We start from the raw sequence: 26,066 nt of genomic DNA on the forward strand, positions 1-26,066 counted from the left end.
AGGCCCCTTAAGGGGTAGCCGAAAAAGTAGTGCGGTTGGCGAACGATTCAATGCCCTTTAGGGCTGGCCAGTAACAAAGGCTTTCAGCCGCAGAGCAAACCACCCGTTCACACGGGTGGTTTTGATTAATTCTTCTAAAAGGCAAAGCGATACATAACCTCAGCGGCTGAATATTAATTGAGAATGATTATCATCCAGATTATAATAGGATAAAACAATGTTACAGTCTGAAGGGGTGGCCGTCAGCATGGAAGAAACGCAATATTCGCTGTTTGGAGTACACTATATCAAGCTTGGTCATACCGAAGAGGCTGCCGGTGGATACATGGAAACACATACCATGTTATTGGTAAGTAAAGGTTCAGGTGATTTGTATTTGAATGGAGTTAGGCATCGATTGAAAGCGAAGGCGATTTGTTATTGTCCGCCGGGGACGATTGCCGACATACGCCGGACGCCAAACTCGTCGGTTCCCCTCGAGCTTTATGAATTGCAATACGATGTATGGGAGATCAAGGAGCGGACACCAAGCCGAATCGTATACGGCAGGCGAATCTCTGCACTGATGGACACCGGTAAGCTTCCCGTCACCGCTACTCACGAGGCACTTGTTCTGGTTCAAGAACTATACCAATTCAAGCAATTACCCGGAGTCAGCAGCGGGAGACTTGCAACAAACCTTCGCATAGATGCGGTATTTAAACAACTGTTGGGTACGCTGCTGCAGTCAACCGATGATGAGGAGCGGGAAGAGGATTGGCTGGAGCGCATGAGACTTGCGGTGGATTATATGGAGAAGCATTTCGCCGAGGCGATAACGCGAAACGACATGGCGAAGAGGGTAGGACTAACGCCGGAACACTTCTCTGTATCGTTCAAAAGAGCAACGGGATCCGGCTTCACGGAGTATCTGACGCGGCTTCGCCTGGAGAAAGCCAGGGAGGAATTGCTTAGCGGCGACGATCGTAATCTCGATCGAATCGCGCGGGAAATCGGCTACCAGGACGGTTTATATTTAAGCCGGAAATTCAAGCAGTATTTCGGTTACTCTCCGCGCGATTATATCCAGCGTCCGAAGCGTATTGTGGCCCTGCAATACGTCGGCCATTTGCTGGCACTTGGACTTACCCCTGCAGGAACCTCGACCAATCTGCTGCGTGCCCGTCCCTATGTCGGAAAGCTGGGGAATGCAGCGGACGTAGGAGATGCCCGTTCGCTCCAGACGATATCATCGTTGCAGCCCGATCTGATCGTCACGTCCGGACCGAACAGCGAGCCATTATCCCAGCTTGCTCCAACCATTTCACTTCCTTGGGGACAGGAAGACCCGCTCGACGAACTGTTACGATTAGGCAGAGCACTTAACCGCGAACGCGAAGCGAAGAACTGGATGGATGGATTTCGAGCGAAGGAGGAGCTAGCTGCTGCTCAAGTAGCTAAACTGATCAGTCCACATGCTACGGCTGCCGTGTATGAGTTTTGGGCGGATCGGCTGTGGGCGGTTAATATGGCGTATGGCAGAGGACTGCGCAATTTATACCAGACTTTCTCGTTTCGGCCACCAGGACCGCTTGCAGAACACGTATTAGGTGAGGGAGTCGGCTTGGAGTTAACGCCGGACATGCTGGCAGCGTATGCCGCAGATTATATGTTTGTAACCATCTGGGAAGGTGGTGGAGGTGCAGGATATGCAGAACGTGTCATGAACAGCAAGGAATGGAGATGCTTGCCTGCCGTTCGAAACGGGAATGTGTTCTTTCTCGATCTGGAGCTATTTAAATATAATGATCCGCTTGCTTTGGAGCAGCAATTGTCCATACTCACCGAGCTTCTAACAAATGTCCATAGAACCGCTTACGGAACGCAATAGACCCGTGCAACCCTTGCCGTTATCATGGTAATAATGATAATCATTATCAACATGATGGAGGGCAAAAAGATGTGGTTGTTGCTTAAAGGATTGATGTTGTCTCTGATCGGAAGTATGGTCATTGTGCTGGGCGCCTGTGGAGACACACAGCAGCAAAGTGAAATTGTTAAGCCCAATGGCGACCCGCAAACAGGGGCAACACGTAAATATGAAACGGTCATGGGCGAGATCGAGATTCCGAAGGATCCGAAGCGAATTGTCGCGACGCAATATCTTGGCCATCTGCTAACCTTGGGCGTTAAGCCAGTCGGCGCCGGTACGGCCAGCCTGAATCAATATTTTTTGCAGGATCTGACCGATGGCATCGAGGATATCGGTGACGATCAGGCGGCGCTTGAGAAAATCGTATCGCTTGATCCCGATCTCATTATTAGACCTTCCGATAAGAACTATGAGCAATTCGCCAAAATCGCACCGACGATTGTGATTCCCTGGGGAGCAAAAGATCTGTATGCCGAGCTGCGTGAATTCGGAGAATTCCTCGGGAAATCGGAGGAAGCGGAGGAAGCGATTCGGCACTATGAGGAGAAGCTTGCTGAGGCCAAGGCGAAGCTGGACGGAGTCGTGAAGGAAGGAGAAACGGTTGGCGTCTATGAGATTTGGGCGAAAAATTTCTGGGTTGTAGGTGAGAGCTTTGGGCGCGGCACTCGCAATCTGTATTCGGGTCTCGGCTATCAGCCGCCAGAAGCCGTAAAAGAGCAGATCGTAAACGGAGGAGCCGGTCTGGACATTTCCCTGGAATCGCTGCCGGAGATGGCCGCGGATTATATGTTCGTGACGGTTTACGATGCGGACGGAGGCGGGGATCGTGCCAAGGAGATTTTGGAGAGTGCCATCTGGAAATCCCTTCCGGCTTACAAAAACAATCGCATCTACACATTGGATATCAATCAGTTCTCGGCAGGCGATCTCATCTCGCTGGAGAAGCAATTGGAGATCCAGACGAAGCTGCTGCTTGGCAATGGGAAGTAGCTGCATAGCGACAAAGTGTCAATCTGATATTCATATTTATTCATTTACAAAAGGTTCTCGAAATGCCGATCAGATGCAGTCGATAAAGTCTCGGAGGCCAAGGGACAGATAGGCTTAAGAAGTCGCGATTCTTGCGGCTTTTTTTAGTGGTAAAAAAATGACTTAATCTCTAAATCCTATGTACATGCTTGGTTTCTTGGGAGTTTGGGTATTGTGGAGGATCTTCTCACTTTGTTAACAACTTTAAATCGTTTATAATGATTAGATAATAGTAGGTATTTTAATCTATCAATATTTATAATAGACTATAATATGGTGATAATTGACACAGAAAACGTGTGTTTTCAGAGGACGCCTTGCTTTTTAATGACATTTTTAGCAGGGATGTCTATTCTTTTTTCAAATATATGGGATAAGGAAGGTTTATAATGAGCAACATGGAGAAAAAATCAGACGTAATCTTAATCGGTGCCGGCGTCATGAGCGCAACATTGGGAGCCTTATTGAAAGAGTTAGTACCTGAGTGGGAGATTAAAGTGTTTGAGAAGCTCGCAAGCGCGGGGGAAGAAAGCTCCAATGAATGGAATAATGCGGGGACCGGCCATTCCGCATTGTGCGAGCTTAACTATACGTCCGAAAAACCTGACGGATCTATAGACATCTGCAAAGCGATCAATATTAACGAACAGTTTCAGGTTTCAAGACAGTTCTGGTCTTATCTGGTAAGCAGCAATCTGATTCGTAATCCGCAGGACTTTATCATGCCTATTCCTCATATGAGTTTAGTGCAAGGCGAAAAAGACGTGGCTTTTTTGAAAAAACGTTTTGAAGCGCTGTCAAACAACCCGCTCTTTCAAGGAATGGAATATTCCGAGGATCCGGATCAGCTGAAGGAATGGATTCCGCTTATTATGGAAGGGCGTACATCGAATGAGCCGTTAGCGGCAACCAAAATCGACTCCGGGACGGACATTAACTTTGGCGCTTTAACGCGCATGCTGTTCGACCACTTGAAGAGCAAAGACGTCGAAATAAACTACAAGCATAGCGTCAAGGATATTAAACGTACACAAGATGGTTCGTGGAAAGTGAAAGTTCATGATATCGAGCATGGTAAAACCGAATATCATACGGCGAAGTTCATCTTTATCGGCGGCGGGGGCGGAAGTCTGCATTTATTGCAAAAAACCGGTATCCCCGAGTCCAAACATATTGGAGGATTCCCGGTAAGCGGATTATTCATGGTATGCAAGAACCCGGAAGTGGTAGCGCAGCATCATGCCAAAGTATACGGAAAAGCTAAGGTTGGCGCTCCACCGATGTCGGTTCCCCACTTGGACACAAGATATATTGACAACCAGAAGGCATTGCTCTTCGGTCCGTTTGCCGGCTTCTCGCCGAAGTTCTTAAAAACGGGGTCGAATTTTGATTTGATCACATCCGTCAAACCGAACAATCTGTTCACCATGCTGGCGGCTGGCGTAAAAGAAATGGCATTGACGCGATACCTAATCCAGCAAGTGGTGCTATCGAATGAAAAGCGCATGGAAGAATTACGCGAGTTTATTCCGAACGCCAAAAGCGAGGATTGGGAAATCGTCGTGGCGGGCCAACGTGTACAGGTGATTAAGGATACACCGAAGGGTAAAGGAACGCTTCAATTTGGTACTGAAGTGGTTAGTGCCGCGGATGGCTCGGTCGCTGCCTTGCTCGGTGCTTCCCCAGGCGCTTCGACAGCTGTTCACGTCATGCTCGAGGTATTAGAGAAGTGCTTCCCGCAGTATATGGAAGAATGGGAGCCGAAAATTAAGGAAATGATTCCTTCATACGGCATGTCTCTTGCGAAAAACCCGGCCGTATTCGAGGAAATTCAAGAATCAACTGCGCAAGCGCTAGGTCTAAGCTTAAAAGTACTGGTGCATAGTTAATAGTAAACAGGTAGAAAGCGGCAATTAAAAGACACATCGCGCTGTTACTGGATAACGCATAAATAAGGAACATCCCATATACGTATCGGCATATGGCCAAAGATCGAAGCGGTTCATTCATTGAACCGCTTTTTTACGTTATTTAACAGCCAAGTATCACAGATATCAATATTTCGGATAATATTGAAAGTTTGCAGGATATTATGAACGGGTCAAGCCTCTTATAATGAAGTCAAGAATTGATAACACTTACATAACGATCATAGGAGGCTTACCCATGAAAATTACCCGGCATCCGGAGAATCCGATCGTAGTGCCTGGACTTTACGATTGGAGAAAGGTGACGGTATTCAATCCGGCCGTCATTATCGATAACGGAAAATTCTATATGATTGAACGGACGGCAGGCTCGCTGACTCCCTGCAAAAACTACCTGGGTCTCCTGGAGAGTGCGGACGGCGTGCATTTCACTCATGTGCTGGACGAGCCCGTCGTAACGCCGGATCAGCTGGGATTCCCCTACGGCAGTATCCAGGACCCGCGGATCGTCAAGATCGACGATACCTTTTATCTGAACTATGCCTTACGGCCATGTGCCATGAACTATTACCCGACGGGAGCCGGCATCCCCGAACGCTCGATTCCCGAGTATCCGGACGGTTGGGGCGAAGAGGAAGGCCACTGGCTGACTCGCTCCGGGATACTGACTTCCCAGGATCTCATTCACTGGGAGTACCTGTGCGATACAACGCCGCTGGATATCAATGACCGCGACAACATTCTGTTTCCGGAGAAAATCAACGGCAAGTATGTGCTGCTTCGCAGACCGGAAGAATATGTAGGGGAGGAATACGGAACCGAAAAAGCAGCCATGTGGATCAGCTACTCCGAAGACTTGGTTCATTGGGACGAGCCCAAGCTGCTGGCAAAGGCCGAGAACAACGATTGGGAGTTTAAAAAAATCGGCGGCTCAACGCCTCCGGTGCGGACAGACAAAGGATGGCTGGTGCTCTATCACGGCGTGGACCAAGATACGGTGTATCGCGTAGGGGCCTTGCTGCTGGATTTGGAAAATCCGGAAAAAATCATCGCCAGAACCCGCCGCTTCATTATGGAGCCGGAGACGTATTATGAGAAGTTCGGCTATCAGATTCCGAATGTCGTGTTCCCGACAGGCAATGTGGTCAAGGACGGGCTCCTCTATATCTATTATGGCGTGACGGATACGGCGATTGCGCTCGCTACGGTTCCTCTGGATGAGTTGGTAGATTATATTTTGAACGAACCGCAATAACGGGAGGAGTGAGGGCGTGGCAGAGCAGTTGGTTTCTCTGTCGCGCTTCCTCTAGAACCTAATTTGTAAGCGATACCATTCATTTGAGAGTTGTGATGGTTATGCCACCAAAATTGACGTTAGAAATGAAAATATGTTTTTTATAAGTTATCGTTATTTAAAATGACTTGAAAAAATTAGATGAAATCGTTTTTTTAATGGATATTGGGATCGAGAGCCCGATTGTATAATTAATATATCTTATATTGTTAAATATAAGAACACGATATGTAATATAGAGAGAGGGGTATATCACATGAAAACGCCTAAGAAGCTTAGAACGCGGCTGCTCACCGGAACAGCCGCGCTGCTGCTCATGTCAACCGTAGCCTGCGGGTCTGGAGAGAAAGACGCTGCCGAGCCGGAAAAGGTTACCTTGAACATCATGCATCCATGGACCTCGCCGAACGTGGATAACGAGGTGTACAAGGAACGGATCGCCGAGTTTGAAAAACAGCATCCCGACATCATCATCAAGCAGGACGGGGTAGCGGCAACCGAGTATAAAACGAAGCTGCGCACGCTGGCTGCCGCCAACAACCTGTCGGATATCAATGTCGTATGGCCTGGTGCCGATCTGGCTCCTTTGGTAGCCGGGGATCTGCTGATGCCGCTGGATGGCCTGATGGACAACTGGAAGGATATATTGCCGGAGGACGCATTGGCCGGGTTCAACCAGAACGACAGTCAATTTGCCGTGCCGACCAAACAAACCTTCGTGGATATTATTTACTACAACAAGGAAATGTTCGCTGGAGTCGGTTATGACCAATTTCCGGCTACCTATGACGAATTCATTGATGCGGTGAAAAAGCTGAAGGAAGCCGGCATTACGCCGATCTCCCTAGGCAACAAAGAGAAATGGCCTCTTCAATCGTCCTTCTTGTCGATTATCGGTGACCGCTATGTAGGCAGTGATTTCTTGCAGAAAATTCTGAATAAGGAAGCCAAATTTACCGATCCCGAATATGTGAAAGCGATTGCCGTCATTGACGAACTCGCCAAGCTGGGGGCATTCAATACCGATGCGAACAACATGGATTCCGTGCAAGGCCAGGACTACTTCATACAAGGTAAAGCAGCGATGCATATCTCTTCTTCCACCGTTGACGGAAGAATCCGGATCAACAACGAGGAAGGGGACAAATTTGGCATTGCGCTCTTCCCGAGCGTCCCTGGCGGCTCCGGCGATCCGGTGAAAAGCGCGGGCGTCGTTCAGTACGGCATTTCCATTAAAAAAGGATTGAGCGATGAAAAGAAGGCGGCTGCCGAGGAATTCATTAAATTTTTTGTCAATGAGGACCTGTACAAAGATCTGATCAGTAAAGGCGTTGTCGTACCGGCCAACGTTGAAATTCCTGAAGATGCGAGCCCGTATCTCAAGGAAATGCTGGAGTTGACCAACAAGGGAACGGCGCCGGTATTCGACAGCGTGATTCCGACCCAAGTTACTGATGTCATGCAGAACGGATTGCAGGCTCTGACGATTGGCAGAGGAACGCCGGAGGAGCTCGCTCAAGAGGTTCAGGAAGCGTTCGACAACATGAAGTAAGGGCGCACTTCCCTAAGTCAAGATCATGATGGTACAAAGAAAAACCCGGCAGCGGGTTTTTCTTATTAAAGACAGAAAGAAAGGAGTTACGCCAATGCATACGCTTAAGCATACAAAATGGGCTATTTTCTTGGGCTTGGCGCCAGCACTCATTATATATATATGCATTGCCATCTTTCCCATTGGTTTATCGGTTTATTATTCCTTGATGAACTGGGATGGGATCACACCTATGCGGTTTATCTGGCTGGACAATTTTGTTGATATTTTCAAGGACGATATTTTTTGGCTGTCCGTTAAAAACAACGTCATCATTATGTTTACAGGGATCGCGGGACAGATCCCGCTTGGTCTCCTGCTGGCCTTGCTGCTGAATCGAGGGCTTAAGGGCTCCAGTTTCTTCCGGACGATCGGCTTCCTGCCCGTGGTCATCTCATCGGTCATGGTGTCCCTGATCTGGGGCATGGTGTACAACACGGAATACGGGATGCTGAACAATCTGCTTGGTGTATTGGGACTCGAGAGCTGGCAGCAGAATTGGCTAGGCGATCCGTTTTGGTCCATGATCTCGATCAGCATCGCTTATATATGGCAAAACTGCGGACTGTATATGATTATTCTATTGGCAGCTTTGCAGAACATCCCCGATGAAGTCAATGAGGCGGCAGCCCTTGACGGGGCGACCGGATTAAGCCGGATCATGCGCATTACCATTCCAATGATCCGGGGGACATTGCTCGTCTCCGTTGTCTACAGCATCAGCAATTCGTTCCGTGTGTTTGATCTGATCCAGATCATGACCGGCGGAGGACCGGCCCATGCGACAGAGGTTATGACCGTCTATATGTATAACAACTCATTTATGAATATGAGGTTCGGCTACGGCAGCGCGGTATCCGTATTGATTCTTCTGTTTAGCCTTATCGTTATTACGATCGTGAATCGAATTGCTAGAGAAAAAGAATAGAAGGGAGAGGGAGGAGATGTACAGACAAACGAAATGGTTCCATTTAACGGCATACACATTTTTGGGGATATTCGCTATTATTAATATAATCCCTTTCTTTTGGATGATCGTAGATTCTTTCAAAACCGAACAGGAATATGCGGCGAACCCGTTCTCCATACCAACCGAACTGCAATTCTCCAACTACGCAAAAGCGTGGGAAGTTGCGAATATGGATACCTACTTTCTCAACAGTATCATCGTAACCGTGGTATCGTTGGTCGTGACGGTCCTTCTCGGATCGCTTGCGGCGTACTTCTTGGCAAGGTTCAATTTTAAACTGCGCGGAGCGACTTACGCGATATTTTTGCTGGGCATGGTCGTTCCGATCCACGCGACCTTGATTCCGATCTTTCTGATTATGCGAAACCTGCATTTGCTGGATACGCATTTATCGTTGATTCTTCCATACACGGCCTTCCATTTGTCGTTGACGATCTTTATTCTGGAAGGCTTCATGAGAGGATTCCCGAAGGATCTCGAAGAATCGGGCGTCATGGACGGCGCGGGCGTATTCAAAATTTTCTGGTCGATCATTTTGCCGATCACGCGTCCTGCCATTTCAACTGTCGTGATTCTGAACTTTATCTATAATTGGAACGAGTATTTGTTCGCGCTGGTCTTGATCAGTTCATCGTCGCTGAAGACATTGCCGCTCGGACTCGCCAACTTTGTCGGCATCGAGACGGCCAGCTTGACGCTGCAAATGGCGGCACTGACGATCGCGCTTATACCGATCATCATATTTTACCTGCTGCTGCAAAAACAACTGGTTAACGGTATGACGGCAGGAGCAGTTAAAGGTTAAACAGATTTCAATTCTACATCATGAGGACATCGAAAGAGGGAATGGACATGCGCAGCAGTTTTGGCTGGATCGGGAATTATGGTCTGAAACAGAAAGCACTGGTCATTTTCCTCTTTTTTGTCATTTTGCCTACGCTTGGGGTCGGCGTCCTTGCCCAAGACAAGCTGAACGAAGTGCTGCGGGGCCAATTTATCCAATCAAGCCAGCGCAGTCTGGAGATTGTAACGAGTCAACTGGAAGAGCAAACGACCATGATTGAGGATATTGCCGATTATTTGATACTGAGCAATGACATGCGTCAATATTTGCGGCTGGATCCACCGCCGGAGAGCGAGAGAGCGGAGCGGTTGAAGCAAAATCTCGAAGGTTTCCTGACGTTTCAGTTAATGTCCAAAAATTATATCAAATCGATATCCATCACCGGCTTTAACGGCAATTCCATTCAGATGGGCGAGCCGATTCACGGCAACGAAGAATCATGGAACCGGCTCGCAGACGAGCACAAAGGCGGGATCGTGTGGAGCAGTGCCTATCCTTCAACCAGCGGTTGGTATGGAGAAGTAAGCCTCGTGTCCTTGTTCCGTGTACTGAACTCCTACGACGAGATCACGCTGCCGCTTGCCCGGCTTGTGATCCGTATGGATGAAGCCAGTATATTCAAACAGCTTCAACGGGGGTTAACGCGGGACGAAGGGATGGTATTCATTGTGGATTCCGATGGACGGCCTGTTCTGCCCTCCAAAGACAGGTTTCCCTTGAATATCGGCGATGAGGCAGCGTTTAAGGATATCGTAACCGCAGGGACGACGGGCACTTCTACTTACCGTCACGGCGGTGATGATTATTTGACCTTTCATCAACGGATGGAAAACACCGACTGGATTATCGTTTCCATGGTGCCCAAGGCGGCGCTTGATCAGGATCTACGCGGCGTAACCATTTTGATGCAGGTCATTCTCGGCGGGATTCTCCTGTTGGGTTTATCGGCCTTGATCGGCTTCCACTATACGATTATCCGGCCGATCCTGCGCTTGAAGATTGAGACCAATCGGGTAAAACTCGGCGATTTCTCCGCCAGGGTCCCTATTCGTTCCAAGGACGAGATTTCCGAATTGAACCGCAGGTTTAACGATATGGTATCCACGATTCAAGAATTGATCGAGCATAAATACAAGCTGGAACTGCGTGAGCGCGAATCGGAACTGCGTCTGCTTCAGGAGCAGATGGATCCGCATTTTCTCTATAACACGCTCGATATGATCCGTTGGACCGCCAGGCTGGAGAAGGCGAGCGAATCCAGTCAGCTCATCGAAATCCTGTCTCGGTTCCTGCGTTCCAGCCTGAACAATGGCCAGTACGAGACCAGCCTGGCAAAGGAAATGGAATTTGTGCGCTCTTATCTGTATTTGCAGCAGAGGCGGCTGGGTCCAAAATTGAAATACGCGCTTTACATGGAATATGATCTGGCAAATACGCTAACTTTGAAGGCTACCATACAGCCATTGGTTGAGAATTTCCTCAAGCATGGCATCGATCGAGGGGAGCCGGTAGCGAAAATAACGGTCAAAGCATACAAGCGTGAGGATGAAATGTGGATCGACGTGCAGGATAACGGCCGCGGAATGGACGATGTTACCTTAGAGGAGGTCCGGGAGTCTCTCCGTACCGGGGTTCAGACCGGTCACAATCGAGGCGCGCTCTGCAACATTCATGAACGTCTGTACCTGTTTTTCGGAGAACGCTACGGTCTGGATGTAATCGAGGCTTCAACGCAAGGTACCTTGATTCGCCTCAAGCTCCCACATTCTGAAACCTACGGTGGTGAATCGCATGATGCAACACGATAAGACAGTAAAAATGCTCATCGTTGATGATGAACCCGTGATCTGTCAAGGCCTGCGCTATACGATTGATTGGGCGGATCATGGCGTTGAAGTCGTTGCGGAAGCCTATGACGGCAGTGAAGCGCTGCAGGTGGTCCAAGAACAAGAGATTGATTTGGTTCTGACGGACATCCGGATGGAGGGAATGGACGGTCTTCAGCTTACTAAGGAGCTGAAGCGCTGCCACCCCCAGATTCGGGTCATCATGATCAGCGGTTATGAGGAATTCGAGTATGCACGCCAAGCCATCAAGCTTGATGTAACCGATTACTTATTGAAACCCGTCGATATTGAAGAATTGGTGGCGGTCGTGGCGGGAATCGTGGAAGACGTTCGCCGGAAGGATACCCGTCTTGAGGGTTCAGTCAAGGACGCCGAGCTTTGGCTCGCCGAAATGGCCGCGCCGTACGAAACCTCAATAGCTAGACCTGTGCCTCCATATCTACTAACCAGTGCCGAGTATAAACTCATAGCCACGCAGCTGGAGAAGTTCTCAAACCTCGCGGCTTCCGTGACCGAACAGGATTTTGCGATACTTCAGCAATTGTGGCTGCATACGATACGTGATAACCTGGAATCACGCGGAGTCCGTCACGTATCCGTATTCGTGCATAAAAATTTGCTGATGACCCTGCTGATGACGGATCAACCGCTATTGAAAGGGCAGTGGGATGAAATCCTGCAAAATATGCTGGATTCTTGGCCGAAAGAGCATCGCATGTATTGCGCGGTATCGGATGCCTACACGTCCTTGGATCAAACCGCAGCCATGTGTTCGGAAGTTCGAAACCTGCTGCCTTATCATGCTTTGGATAACTGCCCTTTACTGGATTCCGCCTATAAGACGAAAGTGGATAACGGCCGGGTGCTGCGCGATTTTGACAGTTCGGACATGGTCTCGAAGCTGTCCGTGGCGTTATTCAAGCAGGATGCTGAAATGCTGGAAGAGCTGGTGGGCGGCATGTTCCAATTTTTCCGCGATCAGCGCTATCTATTGACGGATATGGTGAAGGTCTGTGATGAACTGTCCATCATGCTGCGGCAGCGCCTTCGGCAAAGCGGGCTGACCCAGCTTGAGCATGGCCTGGAAAGGACGTTCGATCTGGATGTATACAATCATGCCGATGCGATCCGGCAGGCGATATCCACGGAAGTGTTTGACCTTCTGCAGCTTATCGACAAGGTTGGGATCGACCGATCGTTCTGGATCATTGAGAGGGCCAAGAAGTATATGGCGGAACATTATCTTAGTGATCTGAAAGCATCGGAAGTGGCCGCATATTTGAAAATCACGCCGAGCTATTTCAGCAATATTTTCAAACAAAGCACGGGAAAAAGCTTCAGCGAATACATGAACGAACTGCGCATTAACGAGGCGAGAAATCTGCTGTTGACAACGCAGGACAAGGTGTTTGAGATTGCAGATCGCGTCGGGTATAAAGAATACAAGTATTTTGTATCCGTCTTCAAACTGTACACGGGGATGACACCCAAGAAATATCGGGTCTTGAATATCAAAGAATAAACATACTGACCAGATTGGAAGGAGAAGGGGAAAATGGATAAGTATCGGAATGCGGCGCTTCCCGTTGACGAGCGGGTAGAGGATTTGCTGTCGAGAATGACGCTGCGCGAGAAGGTCGGGCAGCTGAACCAGTACTTGTACGGCTGGATGGCATATCGGCAATGCGAAGGGACTGAAACGGAGTTTGAACTAACCGAACTATTCAAAGAGCATGTCGAGTGGGGAGCAGGCATGGGGGCGTTGTACGGACTGTTCCGTGCGGACCCTTGGTCCGGAGTGACCTATGAGAACGGGATTCCTACGCAAGACAATGCCAAGGTAGCGAATGCCATACAACGCTATGTGATCGAACACAGCCGGCTTGGCATTCCTGTTCTTCTCTCGGAGGAATGTCCACATGGTCATCAGGCGCTAGACGGAACGCTTCTGCCCGTTAATACGGCCATCGGATCAACGTGGAATCCTGAATTAATTGAACGCGCCTATAGCCAAGTGGCCTCCGAGATCCGCAGCCGCGGGGCTCACATCGGCTTGGTATCGGTACTGGACATCCTGCAGGATCCGCGGTGGGGACGCTCCGAGGAGTGTTACGGGGAAGACCCGTACCTGGCTGCGCGGATGACGGAAGCGGTTGTGCACGGCATGCAGGGAAGAGAGCAAGAAGAGTGGAAGCGCCCGGACAAGGCGGCAGCCGTGCTTAAGCATCTGTGCGCTCAGGGAGCAGGGCAGGGCGGTCGCAATGCAGGACCGGTTCCCGTTGGCGAGCGGGAGCTTCGCGAAATTCATCTGCCGGCTGCGCAGGCCGGGATCAAGGCAGGAGCGGCAGGAGTCATGGCGGCCTATAATGAGCTTGACGGCATTCCATGTCATGCCAATGATAAGCTGTTAACCGGCATTCTGAGAGATGAATGGGGATTCGATGGGGTTGTCATGGCGGATGGAACGGCCATCGACCGTTTGGTGTCCATAACGGGAGATTATGAATCGGCGGCAGGACTTGCCCTGTCATCCGGGGTTGATCTTAGCCTGTGGGACAAGTCGTTCACCACGCTTGAACAAGCGGTGAAACAAGGGAAGGCCGATATGGAGTACATCGATCGGGCGGTGGCTCGAGTGCTTCGGCTTAAATTCAGACTGGGACTGTTCGAGCAGCCATACATAGACGAAGGCTTGGCAGCTGCAACCGTCAATAATGCTGCCGCTAAAGACTTAAATGCATCCGTCGCAAGAGAAGCGGTTGTGCTGCTCAAGAACGACTCAAACGTACTGCCGCTGAATAGCGGCCGGATCAAACGACTGGCGGTCATCGGACCTAACGCGGACAGACTTTACAACCAGCTTGGGGACTACACCAGCATTCAGCGCGAGGGCAGCGGAGTCACGGCGCTTCAAGGCATTCGGATGGCTGCACCCGCAGGCACGGACATCGTCTTTGCTCCCGGATGCAGTGTACGAGGCATGTCGACGGAAGGCCTACCCGAGGCGGTTGAAGCAGCCCGTTCCGCGGATGCGGTCGTGCTCGTGCTCGGCGGCAGCAGTGCCCGTCAATTCGGAGATACGTTTGATAGTAATGGTGCAGCCATTGTAGCAGAAGGCGATCCGACGGAAATGGATTGCGGCGAAGGCGTCGATCTAGCCGATCTCCGATTAGGCGGCATACAGGAGCAATTGGTCCGGGAAATTCACGCGCTCGGCAAACCAGTAATTACGGTACTCATTCAGGGACGTCCGCTGGCCATCGCCGAGGTAGCTGAGCTCAGCGATGCACTGCTGTGTGCCTGGTATCCTGGAAGCGAAGGAGGCCGTGCCATTGGCGAGATCCTGTTTGGACAGGTGAATCCGAGCGGCAAGCTATCCGTATCCATACCACGCTCCGTGGGTCAATTGCCGGTTTATTATAATCAGAAGAACGCTGGACAGCCTCGTCCCTATGTCGATATGCCGTCCAAGCCGCTATATCCGTTCGGATTCGGTCTTGGTTACAGCATGTTTGAATACGGAACTCCAACGATGTCTCAGAAGGAAATGACGCTGGAAGAACTTCGATCCGGTGGCCGTGTCGAGGTCAGCGTGGAAGTGAGAAACAGCGGAGACATGAAAGGACTTGAAACCGTACAGCTCTATATTCAAGGCGATCAATCAGGGATTACCCGCCGTTTGCGGGAATTAAAGGGATTTAAGAAGATAGCGCTGGAGCCCGGCGATGTAAGCACCGTCACCTTCGAGCTTGGCTTCGAGGAATTGGCTATATGGAATCGAAATATGGAATTCGAAGTAGTTCCTTGTCGAGTCAACATCGTAGTGGGGGCCCACTCGGAATGGGAAACCGGCGTTGTTCAGTTAAGGTTAAAGTCCTAAAACGAAGCTCAAACAAAAAAGGGTTCTTAAACATTAGCACGATGCATCGATACATGGAGGCAGCATTTAACGCTGTCTCTTTTTGTCGTGAATAAACACGTTCGTTGACTAGAAGAAGAAATTGGGATATGATTTTAGAAATCAAGGAAAATATTATCGTTTTATTATTTTCCGAGCAAGGAGGTGTACCTATTGAAAGAGCGAATTGTTGCGGCGGCAAGCCATGAAATCAAGAGAAGAGGATTACGCTTTACGATGGGGGACCTTGCCAAACGACTGGGTATGAGCACGAAGACGCTGTACGGATGGTTCCCTTCCAAGGATGTGCTGATTTCAACGATTTTTCGTGAGGCCATTATCGAGCTTCAAGAAAAAGAAAAGGACATCATGAATAATCCTGATTTGAATACACTCGATAAACTTGAGCGGTGCCTTATCCTCATTCCGACTGATTTTCAGTTTATCGGATTAAACCTCATAACCGAGCTTCAGCGTTACTATCCTGATCAATGGAAGACGCTGGATGAATTTCTGAATAAACAATGGGACAGCATCACTGAACTATTTGAAGAAGGAATTAATCAAGGATTGTTACGCCCGTTTAACAGCAAAGTTTTTATTGATTTGTATGTTGGAGGCCTTTATCGATTAATTGAGGACTCGTCTGAGAATAAAAGCAGCATTACGCTTCAGGAGAGCCTGAGGGATATGGGTGAGATCCTGTTATCCGGTATTATCAAGAAGAAGGTTTGAACGATCATTATTCTTTAAGGAGAAGAGAGGATATCACTTGAGTAAATCATTAAAAGGCCTGTTTTTATTTACGGATATCGGATTTATCTTGTATTGGGTCATCACCGCACTAGCGTTAATTCCCAAGGAATATTTATATCAGGATTATACCAATGAGCTGTTAGTGGCCTGGAATTGGTCGTTCTTCCCGCTGGATATACTCATTTCGATCACCGGAATGTACAGCATTTACCTACATAAACAGATGAATTTAAAGTGGAGAAGCGTTGCCTTAATCTCGCTCATCCTGACATTTTGTTCCGGACTGCAGGCGATCGCTTTTTGGATCATGAAGTCCGATTTTGACATCATGTGGTGGGCGCCTAATCTCTACCTGATGTTATATCCATTGTTCTTCATCCCAAAACTGCTTGAGACCAAGGAGCCGTGTTAAGACACGGCTTTTTGATTTTTATTTTACAAAGATCGGATGGACATTCGATAAAAGTAACTGACGACCTCTTCTGAGCGCAAGCGAAAAAAAGGGCTAAAGGACCATGCGATTCGTCTAACTTTAAGTATTTTATACACGGGAAATTCCTGAGGTACATGGTAAACTCAATAGTGGATCCCCCATTTTTTGTAATGAAGCAGAAACTTGATTGGAATGAAACGATGTTTCTGTATAAAGAGAGGAGGAAGATATCCTATATCATGGCAAAATGCCCGCATGAACCTTGTCTTTCGTGCGTTTTCGGGGGCAGTCCAATTTCTTTCCTACTATTAATGGAGGTGTATTGATGGTTGACGTTCAAGGGTTGAGGCATATGAATCGGCATTTAAAAATGCTAACGTCCGCAATACTTGCAGCTCTCGTGTTTTGTTTGTCCGGATTGCCCGCATTCGCGGCGACTCCTGAGAAAACGATCAACGCTTCAGCAACGCTCGCCTACAACTTAAAGGGACTTAATCATAATGTGGCCGTTCAGAAGGCTTATATCGCGGATAAATATCTCTATGTCACGCAGCGGTCGAAGGGAAATTGCTATCTTTCAAGATTGCTCATTAACGGGAAAGACGCTACTTATGTAGATGAAATGACCGTTACGAATACCGGCCACTGCCAAACGCTGGATATGTATACGTACAATGGCATCAATTACTTTTACTTTAGTTCCAAAGCAGATCCTTCAACGGATTATTACTGGTCGCTGCAGGTAGCTAGGCTGCAATATTCGGCTGGCAAGACCGTGGATTATACGGATTTGCATCGCTTCACCTACATGAATTACGCCAATAAAACGGGGGCAAGGCTAGGTGAGACCTACCGTGTGGATGGCGGCGGCAACAGTACGCATACGGTGTTCCGGGTTCAAACCAAAGAGGGAACCGTAACATGGTCGATTTATGACACGGTCGCACTCAATAAGCTTCTGGACAGTAATGAACAGGTGCGGATGGACAGTGCAGCTGCGGTTAACGCCGCTGTTGGCAGCTTTACGCAGTCGGGCAGTGCGATCGTAAGGCCGAATGGTTCCTTCCAGGGGGCCGATATGCTGGGTCAGACGAAAATATATACGTCAGGCGGTGCCGAAGGCGATATCCCGCAGATTGCCATGATGACAAACGCAGGGACATTCAAGACCCTCGTGAAAATAACGAATGTGGGGAACCATGAAATCGAGGGCGTACAGACAAAGAACGGCAATGTTTATTTTACGATCGTAACGGACCCGGTAAACAAAAAAGATACGCAAAAAGTGTATTACGTTCCGGATAGCATATTTAATTAACTTCCGCCGAGTTAGCCTCTGATAACTGTAACAACAGTAAATTTAGCATAGCTGGCATTCGACTATGGAAGGAGATTTGTCCATGAAAAAAGGCTTCGTCTCGTTTATCGCCTGCCTGTTGTTTGTTCCGATGTTTACAACGGGGGGCTGGCGGCTGGAAAAGGACAAGGCAAAGAAGTAAGCACAACAGTGATGTCTTACAATATCCATCACGGAGTTGGATTGGATGAGCAGCTAAGCCTGCAAAGAATCGCCGATGTTATCCGTGATTCCGGCGCAGAGATTGTCGGCCTTCAAGAAGTAGACCGGTTTTACGGGGAACGAAGCGACTTTCAAGACCAAGCGAAGGAATTGGCAGGTTTGCTCGGATATCACTATGCTTATGGTGCGAATCTAGACTTGGAGCCTGCGGAAGGTCAGACGAATAACCGCCAGTATGGAACAGCCATCGTAAGCAAGTATCCGATCCTTCGATCCGAGAATGTACTGCTGAGCAGCTTCGGGAAGGAGCAGCGCGGTGTTCTACACGCTGTTGTCAATCTGAAGGGGATCCACGTGGATGTGTACAACACGCATCTTGGATTGGACGTCACCAGCAGAACGGCACAGGCGCAGGAAATCATTGAGCTTGCATCAGCTTCTGAGGGACCGGCGCTGCTGATGGGCGATCTCAACGCAGAACCAAACAGTTCAGAGTTTAAATTGTTGCTGGACAGCGGTTTATTCGTAAACAGCTTTCAGGGAATCGAAGATGCCTATACGTTTCCTGTAATCAATCCGTCGGCAACGATCGATTACATTCTGACCTCACCTGCTGTCCAGCATTCGAATCAGCGCGTGATCCATACGGAAGCTTCGGATCATCTGCCTATCGCAGCCGAAGTATCCTTCAAGCGTTAGGCCGTTTGGGCAAGCTTAAAGTTTAGGTTCGTGCAAGATACATGCAGGACATAACAATGGTCAATAGGCTACCACCGGGCATTTGCTCGGGGTAGCCTTTTTCGTATGAGGAGATGAATCGATATTCTTCCCTTTACAGTTTTTTTACCGTTCTGTCTATATCCACAAAATAGGTTATGCTACGATACAAGCACAAGGAGGGAGCGTGCATGATCACTTGGAGATTACCGCTGGTTGCATTGATGTGCTTGAGCATAACCGTAACGGGGTGCATGCAAGGTGGCAAAGGGCAGGGCTCTGGCCGTATATTTTCGCAATCAACGGCATCAGATATGGCTGGTGCCCCAGAAAAGACAAAGCTGAGATTCTGGTCAACGGGGCGTCATGACGCGAATTATATCAAAGAGGTCATTCATCGTTATAACGAGGGGAATAGCGATTTAATTGAGGTTGAGATGACGGTGATGGCAGATGATTTTGCCCAATCGCTTGATTTGTCATTTGCCAGCGAGCAATCACCCGATATCTTTACCCCGATCGATCTCGCTGAAATGACCCGAAAAGGATATGTGGAGCCGCTCAACCCGTATTTAACGCCCGAGATCAGAAACAGGTTCGGGAAGCAAGCCTTCATCGAAGGATACAACGTCTTTGATCCATATATATACAGCCTGCCTAACAGCGGATCAACTTTGCGTCTTATATATAATGTGGAGCTGTTTAAGCGGGCAGGCATAACCTCACCTCCGAAATCGCTTGACGAGTTGGTGGAGGCGGCAAGTCGAATCACCGAAATTGGAAAAGCGGATGGCATTTACGGTTTTGCCCTCCCCTATAAAATTCCTGCCAGCGCTCTCGGCCGGTCAGCCGTTCCGATCGCGGAAATAAGCGGAATTAGCGGCGATGGATATGACTTTTCGACAGGCAGCTATGATTTCTCAGGCTTTATACCGATTATAAGCGCATTTCGGACCATGAAGGAGAATGGCAGTACGCTGCCGGGATCGGAATCTCTGGACATCGATCCGCTTCGGGCACAATTTGCCGACGGGAAGATCGGGATGTATCTGTCCTATTCTTCGGAACCCAGCATTTATAAGTATCAGTTTCCGGCCAAGATCCAATGGGGAGCTGCTCTTCCCCCATCGATTGACGGGACCTATAAAGGAGTGATCAACCAGGGCGTTGGAGCGACGAGGTGGTTGTCGATTAGCAGCCAGTCGAAGCATAAGGAGGAAGCTTGGAAGTTTCTCCGTTATATGTATAGCGATGAAGTGCTGATTGGGTATCAGGAAGCAGGACTTGGCATTTTATCCGTGGAGGCGATAGCCGCTAAAGCCAGGAAACCTGATATCGACGGCATCACCAGCTTCTTCCCAGGTGAATATGACGGATTATGGCCTGCATCGCCTCAAGGATTCAAGCCCAAGGGTAAGGAGTGGGAGGACGAATTCGTAAAGTACATCATGATCGGCGGAGATCTTGATTCATTGGTTGAGGATCTGAACGCGCGTTACAACGCAGCATTAGATCAGGAACGGGCCGCCGGCAGAGTGAACATGCAAGCCATTCCTTCATTTGATCCGCTGCATCCTCAGAAAGTCTCATGGCTAAGTGATTGATCTACATTAGCGGACAACTGCTGCCACAGCCGAAACATAGAGACGGAGGATGTTGATCAATGCTCTACCGACTATCGTTCAGACGCCGAATCTGGATCGCGTTTATGCTCATTGTCATTTTTGCGGTTACAACCGCAGGCGCGTTAAGCTACATGATCGCGGAGGAAGTTGTGAAGGACAATGCCTATCAGCTTAGTCAGGAAACGATTCATAAAACATCCAAGGTGTTGGATGAGAAGCTGAATCATGTCACGCAAGCGGTTTACTCAATGATGGTCAATACGGCTTACCGAAGAGCGTTGGGGATGGACAGCAGCTACTCGGAGGCGGAGAACTACTATACACATTTGTCCGGGCTGCAATCGACTTTTGTACAGACCAAGCTGTATGAACCTATGATCGATTCTATTCTTATCGCCACGCGTGAGGGTGACTATTACCAGACAAGTCAGCAGCGTAACTTCTCCTATTCGTTCTATGATTCGGAGCTGTATACGCATATCAAAAGCGAGAAGCGCAAATTATGGGTGGCCGGTCATGAGGACCGTTTCTTTTCCAGCCGGGAGAACGTCATTTCTTTTGTGATGGAGGGCATACCTTCCCATTATATCGAGGATATTTTCGTTGTAGCGAATGTCAAAATCGACTCGATTCGATCCTTAATTGCCTCGGAGGATAAAAATCGCAAGCAGTTCCATCTCTTAGCCTCCTCCGATGGGAGCGATGTGCTTCTAAACGATTCCATCATCGCGGATACGCTGAAACATGAGCCTAAATACAGGGAGGCCTTGACTGCTGAGCAGGGTAGCTTTGAGTATTCGGATCAAGGTTATGAGTACCTCGTTAACTATACCAAGCTGGGGGGAGTGAAGGAGTGGACGCTATTCAGCTTCCTGCCTAAATCAGAATTGATGAAGCAAATGGACAGCATCAAGCTGACCATTCTTGGGGTTATCACGGGATGCTTGCTTCTGTCGTTTGCTTTTGCGAATATGCTGACCCGATTGCTCATAAAGCCGTTAAGCCACTTGCAATCACTAATGAAACGGGTGGAAATGAGCGATCTTAACGTACGTTATGAAAGCGAATACAATGATGAAATTACGCAGGTCGGTTATCGCTTTAACCGGATGCTGGAAGAGCTTAATGAAATGTTTGATGTTGTGAAGCAGGCAGAGAAGGAAAAACGCCAGTCCGAGATGAAAGCCCTGCAAGCTCAAATTGATCCTCACTTTCTATATAACACGCTGAACACGGTTTACTGGAAGTGCCAGCTGAATCAATTGGAGGATGTTCAGGAAATGGTGCTGTCCTTGTCACAGCTGTTTCAGCTCGGCCTCAATCGCGGCAAGGAGATGACAACGCTTGCACATGAGCTTCAGCACGTGGAGCAGTATTTAAACATTCAGCAGAAAAGCTACGAAACGCTCTTTACCTTCATGATCGAGGTTGATCCTTTAGTGGATATGCAGCACCCGATCTTAAAAATCATACTGCAGCCGCTGGTTGAAAATTCAATCCTGCATGGCTTTAACGATCGCAATGAGGGTGGCTTCATACGGATTCAGGTGAAACAGGATAGCTCTTATCTGTACTTCATCGTTGAAGATAACGGTATGGGGCTGAACGAAAAGAATACAGCTGATCCACTCCTTCGACAACCGGCATCCTCAGCTGGATCGGGTTATGCGTTATATAATGTCCGGTTGCGATTGCAGCTACAGTACGGTAGCTCGGCTGATTTGCACTTGGAGAGCGAACCTAATGTATGTACCCGAGTTTCGATTATCATCCCCCGTTACCCACAACTCGAAGGGAGTTGACTCAAGCTGATGAGCGCAAGAACGACAACCATATGCTTTATTGATGACATTCAGAGTGTCGTCGATGGCATATCCAAGCAAATCAACTGGGAACATCATGGGATAACCGTAAGCGGGACGGCAATCAATGGAGAAGACGGACTCCTGTTGATCACCTCGTGCAAACCGGATATCATCGTGACCGATATTCGAATGCCGAAGCTCGATGGTCTGGAAATGACCCGGCGTGTCAAAGAGCTGCTGCCGCGCAGCAAGCTCATATTGATGACGGGATTCAGTGATTTTGAATATGCGAAGCAAGCGGTTCAGCTTGGGGCGTTTGACTTCATAACGAAGCCCTTTTCACTGGCTCATATCGAGGAAATTGTCGTAAAGGCAAAAAAAGAAATTGAAGCGATACGAAACCAAGAGGATCATATCGCTGAATTAGAGCAGCGGGTTCAGGAGAGCATGCCGTTCCTGCGTCAGGAATTGTTCACGTTGCTGTTGCATCATAAGGTGAACGAACAGGAGGTGCAGCGGTGGGAGTATGTAAAGCCGGATTTGGAATCCAGGCATTTGCTTGTCATGATTCTTGAAATCGACGGATTTGCTGACAAGCATCGAGATTCGCCGATGAATGAACTGGAGCTCGCCCGGTTTGCATTGAAGAATATTACGGAGGAGACCATCGCTTTGTATACAAAAGGGATGGTATTCCGGGATTCGGCTAACCGCCTAGTCGCGGTGTTGAATACACCGTTATCAGCTTCAGCAGCGGCCATAGCGGAGGCGTGCTGTCAGCATGTCAGATTATATACTTCCTTAACGATTTCAATAGGAATTGGCAGCCCCGTAACGTCTATCCATGAATTGAACTCATCGTACGATCAGGCTTTGCATGCCCTGTCATACCATTTCTATACCGGCGGCAACGCGGTGATTTCATATGAAGATATAGCTAATACGGACATCTCCCTGCCGCGCAGCATACGGACCGCAGAGCAGGAAATGGTATATGCCATACAATCCGGAAACGTCCGCCAAGCTTTACTGACGCTTGATCATATCCTGACTGAGTTTACGGACAGGTCGCCGCTTCCCAAGCCGGAATACTTCATCAGCTTGTACTATGAGCTGGCGTATATGATGCTAAGGGCGATTCAAGATAAGGTACCCATGAATGAACTATCCGATTTGAACATGATCGTTCGGGAAGGGCGGGTCAGCTCGGAGAGATCCTTAACGGACATGAAGAAGATTCTGAATAGCATCGTGACGCTAGGCTGTGAACGCATTGAAAATCAGAACCGCTCCGCCGCCGCAAAAATCATCCAGGAAGCCATTCATTATGTGAAGTCCAATTTGGATCAGGACCTCAGCATAAGTACTTGCGCGAAGGCAGTTCATCTAAGCCCAAGTTATTTTGCCGGCTTGTTCAAGAAAGTGACGGGAATGGCATTTAGTCAATTTGTCACGCAAGAACGGATGGAGATGGCCAAACGGCTGCTCTTGGAGGATCGGCAAATCCAGGAGATTGCGGAGTCGCTTGGTTATGTAGAGCGGCGGTATTTTACCGACGTATTTAAAAAATATACGCAGATGACACCATCGGAATTCAAGCAGGCGCACATAAGAAACAACATTTCATTGTAATGGGAGGGATATCGTGACTACCCGAATTGAGAATGCCATTGACTGGCCCGTGTTTATGTCCAGACACGATATGGTTTGGACCACGCGTCCGATCAGCTGGGATGAAGGAGCTTTTCTTGGAAACGGCATGCTCGGAGCGATGATCTACAGTGAAGAACATCGGGATAAACGGAATGTGCTGCGTTTTGTGCTTGGACGTTCCGATATAACCGTATCGCGTCCGGATGCAGAGGCTTTTCCGGTACGCGTGCCTATTGGCGAGCTTGCATTGGAGCTGGAGGGTTGGATTTATCAGCCCTATGAAATGCGGCTGGAGTTATGGAACGCGGAGCTCCGGGCGGTTATACCGACTACGAAGGGTGAAGTCAGAATTCGTGCGCTTGTGCATGCATTGGCGCCTGTACTTGTCTTGGAGCTCGATGCAGATGAAGGTGAACGCCATTCGAAGCTGAAGTGGTACGCCTATCCGGAAGTTGACCCTATTTTGAAGAACGCGGACGGGATCAATCTCAACCAATATATACCTGATACTACCGTTCAGCATATAGAATCCGGTGAGGTATCGATCGGTATACAGGAATATGGAAGCGGGGATGGCTGCACTACGGCTTGGATAACTCACCGTCCTGACCAGACTGAGCAGGGGGTGGAAAGCTCGCATCGCCAGATCTGCATTTTAACCGTAATGAATGGCACGGACGATTTCGTTCGTGATCAGGCGATACGGGAACTTCGGGCTGTGCCGAAATCAATTTCAGGCTGGGAAGCTTGGATTCATAAGCATCGCAGGTGGTGGCATCATTACTATCCGGAAAGCTTCATTTCCATACCGGATCAGCAGTTGGAAAGCTTTTACTGGATACAGATGTATAAGCTTGCGTCTGCGACCCGGGCAGACTCATTCCCTATCGATAATCAGGGGCCGTGGCTCACATCGACGCCATGGCCTGGACTATGGTTCAATATGAACGTTCAGATGAGTTACTCTCCGATCTATACGGCCAATCGCCTCCATCTGGGCATGTCGCTGATTCATTCTTTGGAGGGGCATCAGGATCAATTGATCCGTAATGTTCCCGAAGCATACCGTGCAGACTCCGCAGGATTAGGTCGAAGCTCAAGCTATGATCTGAACAGTCCGGTCACAGATGAGGTGGGGAATTTAACTTGGGTGATGCATAACTGTTGGCGTCATTACCGTTATGCCATGGATGATCAGATGCTGCGAAGTCTGGTATATCCACTTCTGCGGCGCAGTGTAGGTTTATATTTACATCTTCTTGAGGAAGGACAGGACGGCTGTCTACACTTACCTCCCACAGTCTCACCGGAATACGGGTCCTTTAAGCAGGTGAAGACAGCTGATACTCATTATGATTTAGCGCTGCTGCGCTGGGGATGTGAAACGTTAATCCGCATGTCGGATCAGCTTGGTGTTCATGACCCGCTGCATGATCGGTGGCGGGAAGTACTCGAGCGTTTGGTACCTTTCCCGGTCGATTCATCCGGGTATATGGTCGGCGAGGGTCAGCGTATGGAATTCGGACACCGTCATTTCAGCCATATGCTGGCGGCCTTTCCACTACATATCGTCGGCGAAACCGAAGAGGAGAAGGAGTTGATTCTTCGGTCGCTCCGCCATTGGATCGGCCTTGAAGGAGATTTGCGCGGTTTCAGCTTTACCGGAGCCGCCTCCATCGCAGCCAAGTTAGGTTTAGGAGATGAAACTCTCGCGTATTTGCGAAGTTTAATGCATCTCATTAAGCCGAACACCATGTATAAAGAAGCGGGACCGGTCATCGAAACGCCGCTGGCCGGGGCGGAATCGATCCATGATATGCTGCTTCAGAGCAGAGGGGAGCGGATTTATGTATTCCCTGCAGTCCCTAAAGAGTGGCCGGAGTCGGTATTCCATCAGCTGCGGGCAGAAGGAGGTTTTCTTGTTAGCGCCGTTCGGGAGGAGGGGCGCACGGCTTGGATACATATTTGCAGTCTTGCCGGAGAGCCCTGCCGGATCGTAACGGATATGGTCACATCTGCGGACGACGGCCTGGTTATTGACATCGGGGGAATCACGAGGAAGTGTCCAATCCAGGCAGATGGGACGATTGATCTGGCTTTGAAGCCTGGTGAGGAGGCTTATATTTACAGAGCCCATGGGAGCGGATCCATTCGATTCCGCATCTCGCCTGTCCCTGCTGAGAAGGGCAAATGCAATCTGTTTGGCAGTCGTAAACCGTGGAGATTGTATGGGCTTCCCCAATAA

18 protein-coding genes are annotated in these 26,066 nt (G+C 48.9%); all 18 read left to right on the forward strand.

Going from position 1 to position 26,066, the window contains the following annotated elements; translation table 11 throughout:
* Window positions 1-247 precede the first annotated feature (247 nt).
* The 18 genes from AK95_RS15980 to AK95_RS16065 all read left to right on the forward strand — a co-directional run bounded on the left by AK95_RS15980 (window position 248) and on the right by AK95_RS16065 (window position 26,066).
* Window positions 248-1,870 carry a helix-turn-helix domain-containing protein gene (locus AK95_RS15980; protein WP_071220944.1) on the forward strand — a complete coding sequence of 541 codons (1,623 nt, stop codon included), beginning with the start codon at window positions 248-250 and terminating at the stop codon, window positions 1,868-1,870.
* Window positions 1,871-1,939: 69 nt separating this feature from the next.
* Window positions 1,940-2,902, forward strand: a complete 963-nt coding sequence (locus AK95_RS15985; RefSeq protein WP_071220945.1) for an ABC transporter substrate-binding protein — start codon at window positions 1,940-1,942, stop codon at window positions 2,900-2,902.
* Window positions 2,903-3,330: 428 nt separating this feature from the next.
* A complete protein-coding gene (locus AK95_RS15990; RefSeq protein WP_071220946.1) occupies window positions 3,331-4,830 on the forward strand; it encodes a malate:quinone oxidoreductase in 1,500 nt (499 codons plus the stop codon).
* A 277-nt stretch (window positions 4,831-5,107) separates the two neighbouring features.
* Window positions 5,108-6,124 (forward strand): glycoside hydrolase family 130 protein, encoded by a 1,017-nt coding sequence (locus AK95_RS15995; RefSeq protein WP_071220947.1) that lies wholly within the window; start codon window positions 5,108-5,110, stop codon window positions 6,122-6,124.
* Between the two features lie 295 nt (window positions 6,125-6,419).
* Window positions 6,420-7,715, forward strand: a complete 1,296-nt coding sequence (locus AK95_RS16000; protein WP_071220948.1) for an extracellular solute-binding protein — start codon at window positions 6,420-6,422, stop codon at window positions 7,713-7,715.
* A gap of 94 nt (window positions 7,716-7,809) precedes the next feature.
* The gene (locus AK95_RS16005; RefSeq protein WP_071220949.1) at window positions 7,810-8,682 is read left to right on the forward strand and encodes a carbohydrate ABC transporter permease; all 873 of its coding nucleotides are present in this window, start codon (window positions 7,810-7,812) and stop codon (window positions 8,680-8,682) included.
* A 16-nt stretch (window positions 8,683-8,698) separates the two neighbouring features.
* Window positions 8,699-9,529: a carbohydrate ABC transporter permease gene (locus AK95_RS16010; protein ID WP_071220950.1), complete on the forward strand. Its 831-nt coding sequence runs from the start codon at window positions 8,699-8,701 to the stop codon at window positions 9,527-9,529.
* Between the two features lie 47 nt (window positions 9,530-9,576).
* A complete protein-coding gene (locus AK95_RS16015; protein ID WP_071220951.1) occupies window positions 9,577-11,376 on the forward strand; it encodes a cache domain-containing sensor histidine kinase in 1,800 nt (599 codons plus the stop codon).
* Entirely contained in the window at window positions 11,360-12,937 is a 1,578-nt protein-coding gene (locus AK95_RS16020) for a response regulator transcription factor (protein WP_235613132.1), read from the forward strand. Before AK95_RS16015 ends, AK95_RS16020 begins: the two co-directional genes overlap by 17 nt.
* A 33-nt stretch (window positions 12,938-12,970) precedes the next feature.
* Entirely contained in the window at window positions 12,971-15,295 is a 2,325-nt protein-coding gene (locus tag AK95_RS16025) for a glycoside hydrolase family 3 N-terminal domain-containing protein (protein WP_071220952.1), read from the forward strand.
* A 192-nt stretch (window positions 15,296-15,487) separates the two neighbouring features.
* Complete coding sequence (locus AK95_RS16030; protein WP_071220953.1) at window positions 15,488-16,048, forward strand: TetR/AcrR family transcriptional regulator; 561 nt, start codon at window positions 15,488-15,490, stop codon at window positions 16,046-16,048.
* Between the two features lie 37 nt (window positions 16,049-16,085).
* The gene (locus tag AK95_RS16035; protein ID WP_071220954.1) at window positions 16,086-16,481 is read left to right on the forward strand and encodes a YvaD family protein; all 396 of its coding nucleotides are present in this window, start codon (window positions 16,086-16,088) and stop codon (window positions 16,479-16,481) included.
* Window positions 16,482-16,827: 346 nt separating this feature from the next.
* Window positions 16,828-17,820 (forward strand): phage baseplate protein, encoded by a 993-nt coding sequence (locus AK95_RS16040; RefSeq protein WP_071220955.1) that lies wholly within the window; start codon window positions 16,828-16,830, stop codon window positions 17,818-17,820.
* A gap of 192 nt (window positions 17,821-18,012) precedes the next feature.
* The gene (locus AK95_RS16045; protein ID WP_235613135.1) at window positions 18,013-18,720 is read left to right on the forward strand and encodes an endonuclease/exonuclease/phosphatase family protein; all 708 of its coding nucleotides are present in this window, start codon (window positions 18,013-18,015) and stop codon (window positions 18,718-18,720) included.
* Window positions 18,721-18,929: 209 nt separating this feature from the next.
* Entirely contained in the window at window positions 18,930-20,342 is a 1,413-nt protein-coding gene (locus tag AK95_RS16050) for an ABC transporter substrate-binding protein (protein ID WP_071220956.1), read from the forward strand.
* A 59-nt stretch (window positions 20,343-20,401) separates the two neighbouring features.
* Window positions 20,402-22,165, forward strand: a complete 1,764-nt coding sequence (locus AK95_RS16055) for a sensor histidine kinase (protein ID WP_071220957.1) — start codon at window positions 20,402-20,404, stop codon at window positions 22,163-22,165.
* Window positions 22,166-22,174: 9 nt separating this feature from the next.
* Window positions 22,175-23,800: a response regulator gene (locus tag AK95_RS16060; RefSeq protein ID WP_071220958.1), complete on the forward strand. Its 1,626-nt coding sequence runs from the start codon at window positions 22,175-22,177 to the stop codon at window positions 23,798-23,800.
* 13 nt (window positions 23,801-23,813) lie between these two features.
* Window positions 23,814-26,066, forward strand: coding sequence for a glycosyl hydrolase family 95 catalytic domain-containing protein (locus AK95_RS16065; protein ID WP_201259392.1), 2,253 nt, complete (start codon window positions 23,814-23,816; stop codon window positions 26,064-26,066).

Source organism: Paenibacillus sp. LC231, assembly GCF_001860525.1.
Taxonomy (GTDB): Bacteria; Bacillota; Bacilli; order Paenibacillales; family Paenibacillaceae; genus Paenibacillus_AQ.

What these genes read in the sequence shown, in the direction of transcription:
- AK95_RS15980 (WP_071220944.1), top strand. Translation starts at nt 248, where the DNA reads ATGGAAGAAACGCAATATTCGCTGTTTGGAGTACACTATATCAAGCTT.
- AK95_RS15985 (WP_071220945.1), top strand. Translation starts at nt 1,940, where the DNA reads ATGTGGTTGTTGCTTAAAGGATTGATGTTGTCTCTGATCGGAAGTATG.
- AK95_RS15990 (WP_071220946.1), top strand. Translation starts at nt 3,331, where the DNA reads ATGAGCAACATGGAGAAAAAATCAGACGTAATCTTAATCGGTGCCGGC.
- AK95_RS15995 (WP_071220947.1), top strand. Translation starts at nt 5,108, where the DNA reads ATGAAAATTACCCGGCATCCGGAGAATCCGATCGTAGTGCCTGGACTT.
- AK95_RS16000 (WP_071220948.1), top strand. Translation starts at nt 6,420, where the DNA reads ATGAAAACGCCTAAGAAGCTTAGAACGCGGCTGCTCACCGGAACAGCC.
- AK95_RS16005 (WP_071220949.1), top strand. Translation starts at nt 7,810, where the DNA reads ATGCATACGCTTAAGCATACAAAATGGGCTATTTTCTTGGGCTTGGCG.
- AK95_RS16010 (WP_071220950.1), top strand. Translation starts at nt 8,699, where the DNA reads ATGTACAGACAAACGAAATGGTTCCATTTAACGGCATACACATTTTTG.
- AK95_RS16015 (WP_071220951.1), top strand. Translation starts at nt 9,577, where the DNA reads ATGCGCAGCAGTTTTGGCTGGATCGGGAATTATGGTCTGAAACAGAAA.
- AK95_RS16020 (WP_235613132.1), top strand. Translation starts at nt 11,360, where the DNA reads ATGATGCAACACGATAAGACAGTAAAAATGCTCATCGTTGATGATGAA.
- AK95_RS16025 (WP_071220952.1), top strand. Translation starts at nt 12,971, where the DNA reads ATGGATAAGTATCGGAATGCGGCGCTTCCCGTTGACGAGCGGGTAGAG.
- AK95_RS16040 (WP_071220955.1), top strand. Translation starts at nt 16,828, where the DNA reads ATGGTTGACGTTCAAGGGTTGAGGCATATGAATCGGCATTTAAAAATG.
- AK95_RS16045 (WP_235613135.1), top strand. Translation starts at nt 18,013, where the DNA reads ATGTCTTACAATATCCATCACGGAGTTGGATTGGATGAGCAGCTAAGC.
- AK95_RS16050 (WP_071220956.1), top strand. Translation starts at nt 18,930, where the DNA reads ATGATCACTTGGAGATTACCGCTGGTTGCATTGATGTGCTTGAGCATA.
- AK95_RS16055 (WP_071220957.1), top strand. Translation starts at nt 20,402, where the DNA reads ATGCTCTACCGACTATCGTTCAGACGCCGAATCTGGATCGCGTTTATG.
- AK95_RS16060 (WP_071220958.1), top strand. Translation starts at nt 22,175, where the DNA reads ATGAGCGCAAGAACGACAACCATATGCTTTATTGATGACATTCAGAGT.